Genomic DNA, 3,348 nt, shown 5'->3' with positions numbered 1-3,348 from the left:
TCCTGCTGCTCCACCAGAACTGGTCAAACCATATCCTGTTCCTCCGGAAAGGATATAAGTTGTCATTAAAGCCATATAAATAGATATAATAAGTTCGAGAAATACTGAATAGAAAGCAATATTTCCTGGGACATTCTTTTTAATAAGATCAATAGCATATGTACCAAGTCCAAGCATCAAAGATAACCCAATCATTATCGCATACATATATATTCACCCCATTTCAAGACAACCAACACAATCACTCTCACATGATCTTAGTGCAAACTCGCAGGAAATCAACAAAATTATGAAAAGCGCAACAATTATTATAATCTCTATTATAAATGTATTAACAAGAACCTTAGCAAATTTGTTCTTTGGAAAAGTGACCCTTACAACTATAGCTAATACAAGTCCCACAACAAAGAGCATTCCCGCTATAGGGACAATGCTTTTGTCATAGGGAGCTGTAACTATTGATTCAAGCCAGCTTGAATTAAATAATGTCAAATGTCCTAAAATCCAGCAAATTAACGCTGTCCAGCATAGAATTTTTACTTTTTTATCATCTTTATACTTATTATTTTCGGGATTTTCACGATCGTAAACAAAAGTTTTTTCTTCGTCTTTACCTTTTAGATTGTTACTCATCTTATCTCACCTTTCCATATTAGTTCACCAAAATTAATACCTATTTATTTTATCCAATATACTGCTTATATACAATTTTTGCTTTTCTCTCAATTATCTATAATGCTATAAAAACCATTTATAAATCAAAAAAACAGGTTAGAAATAAAAACTTCTAACCTGTTTCAAAATTAAAGTCTCATATATTCCTTTATCTATTTTTTTATTTTTAAACTTACATTCACCAATCACTGCTGTATTTTCTATTGAAGAAATACCTTCAAAACGCTTTGTAATTTCTTAATTTACGAATTTTCTTCGGGTTCAAATCTCTTCTCGCGACAAAAAATCCAATCCTTACGGATTGGATTCTTTAGTAGCGAGAGGGGGATTCGATCTACGCTCCGCTTCGGTCGGCGCAAAGCCGACGTCCCCCGGACGTCGTGCGCCCTCTCCACCGCGGGAACCCGCGGTATCTTCAGGTTCGAATCTCTTCTCGCAACAAAAAATCCAATCCTTACGGATTGGATTCTTTAGTAGCGAGAGGGGGATTCGAACCCTCGACACCGCGGGTATGAACCGCGTGCTCTAGCCAACTGAGCTATCTCGCCACATCTATTCTATTGTGTCTCTGTGAAGCGGTGTCGCTCACAGCCGACTTAGATAATATAACCCGAAACGAAGTTAATGTCAACACATTTTTTCAAATTTTTTTATAGTACATTTGCGTCCGCTATTGTGATAACGCGGCATTGAAAGATCACATGCTATAAAATACCTATGCGACCCTATGCTCAAGCCACTTACCACTCTTAAATCTGATCGCAAAGAATACACCTCTTACGAACCAGTCAGAGAACATTCCACACCATACTGATACAGGTGATACAAATCCTACTACGTATACAAGAAACAGTGTTACACCAACTCTTACAAGCCACATACTTATAACAGAGAGTATCATAGAGAAGCGAACGTCTCCTGCTGCTCTCATGCCGTAAGCCGGAAGGAATGATGGAACCCAGAACAAAGGCTTAACTATGGTAATAAGGCCGCACATGTACATGCAAAGCCTAGCACTTGCCTCATTCATTCCGCCAAGGCTTGTTATAGGACCTCTTATAGCAAATACAAACAGACAGCTTGCTATGATAGCAATTTCAGCCCAGATAGCGAGCTTCTTGATATAATATCTGGCTTCATCTTTTCTTCCTGCGCCAAGGCTCTGTCCTACAACTGTCATAAGACCGATTCCAACTCCGCAGGCAGCAACGCCGTTAACATTCTCCATGATGTTGGTCATAGCCTGAGCTGTGATAGCTATAGTGCCCATTGTCGAAACGGTAGACTGGATAACAAGCTTACCAAACTGGAACATGGAATTTTCTATTCCGTTAGGTATTCCGAGCGCCAGAACTCTTTTTATAAGGTATGCGTCAGGTCTTATAGTCTTATAATCCCTGATGCTGATCATCTGATTCTTGTTATGAAGATATGCAAATACCACGATAGCAGACAGCCATCTTGAAAGAAACGTAGAAAGTGCCGCCCCTGCAACCCCAAGTCCGAATACATAAATGAAAATAGCATTTCCTGCGATATTTATAAAATTACATACTATGGATATAGCAAGCGGACGCTTTGTATTGCCCTGAGCCCTGTATATGGCTGAACCTGCGTTATATAATGCTATTCCGGGAAAAGACAATATGGTAATAAAGAAATATACCTGTGCCTCAGCCATAAGTGCTTCTTCAACCTTGCCAAATACTGCATTAAGAATACCATTTCTTAATAAAAGGCACACAATAGTTATTGATACCGAAAGCACAAGAGCTGAAAGCGATACCTGTCTTGCAGCTTTTTCAGCCTTATCTGTCTTCTTTTGTCCGATAAAATTAGAACATACTACAACACCACCTGTAGCAAGGGCAGCAAATGCCTGGTTTACAAGGATGTTAATGGAGTCTACAAGCTGAACTGCTCCAAGCGAATAGTCATTGACATTACTTACCATCATGGAATCAGCAAGTCCCATAAGAGATGTCAAAAACTGCTCTGCAATTACGGGAATGACAAGTAATAACAGATCATGATTTGAAAAAATATGACCGCTATTATTATTGGATGAACTCATAACTTTATTTTTCAAAAGTAACACACTTTCTGGAAGCAAATGACGATGACATGTTCTGAAATTCGTTTAATAAGTTTTTAGCAGTAAAGCAGGTTCCGTGGACACTCCCCAGAACCTGCTTATAAGTCATCATTGATTATATTACATAAAGGTCAAATCTTTTCTGACCAAACACTATTACAGCTATAAAATTACATTCTCTCAGGTGCATCAAATCCAAGAAGATCGATACCTGTTTCCATAACCTTTAATGTATTGTAAAGAAGAGCTATATAACTTTCCTTTTTAGCTTCATCTTCTTCTGCAAGAATTCTTGTCTCATGGTAGAAGCTGTTAAATGCATTAGAAAGGCCGTATATATATGCACATATTCTGTTAGGCATAAGCTCTTTGGCAGCGCTTTCTACTGCTTCTGCAAAGCCTGCAAGTGCAAGGCAAAGTGCCTTTTCATTATCAGATCCTGATACAGCAAGGCGGGCATCCTTAGCCTTCTTGCCTGACTGCTCTTCGTACTTTGCAAGGATAGACTTGATACGAACAATAGTATAAAGAAGGTATGGACCTGTATCTCCTTCAAATGAAGTAAACTTGTCTATATC

At 38.5% G+C, this 3,348-nt stretch carries 4 protein-coding genes and 1 tRNA gene; all 5 read right to left on the bottom strand.

Going from position 1 to position 3,348, the window contains the following annotated elements; all coding sequences use genetic code 11:
- Window positions 1–207: hypothetical protein (locus K6G87_RS03505; protein ID WP_296833964.1), on the bottom strand; the 207-nt coding region annotated here is incomplete at its 3' end.
- Between the two features lie 6 nt (window positions 208–213).
- Window positions 214–633 (bottom strand): hypothetical protein, encoded by a 420-nt coding sequence (locus K6G87_RS03500; RefSeq protein ID WP_296833962.1) that lies wholly within the window; start codon window positions 631–633, stop codon window positions 214–216.
- A gap of 516 nt (window positions 634–1,149) precedes the next feature.
- Window positions 1,150–1,223, bottom strand: a tRNA-Met gene (locus K6G87_RS03495).
- A gap of 167 nt (window positions 1,224–1,390) precedes the next feature.
- On the bottom strand, window positions 1,391–2,749 hold the full coding sequence (locus K6G87_RS03490) for an MATE family efflux transporter (protein ID WP_296833967.1): 1,359 nt from the start codon (window positions 2,747–2,749) through the stop codon (window positions 1,391–1,393).
- A gap of 191 nt (window positions 2,750–2,940) precedes the next feature.
- The coding region (locus tag K6G87_RS03485) for a DALR anticodon-binding domain-containing protein (RefSeq protein ID WP_296833959.1) at window positions 2,941–3,348 on the bottom strand (408 nt) is incomplete at its 5' end.

It is taken from the genome of Butyrivibrio sp., from assembly GCF_024699075.1.
This window is presented reverse-complemented; position numbering and strand designations above follow the sequence as displayed.

What these genes read in the sequence shown, in the direction of transcription:
- K6G87_RS03500 (WP_296833962.1), bottom strand. Translation starts at nt 633, where the DNA reads ATGAGTAACAATCTAAAAGGTAAAGACGAAGAAAAAACTTTTGTTTAC.
- K6G87_RS03490 (WP_296833967.1), bottom strand. Translation starts at nt 2,749, where the DNA reads ATGAGTTCATCCAATAATAATAGCGGTCATATTTTTTCAAATCATGAT.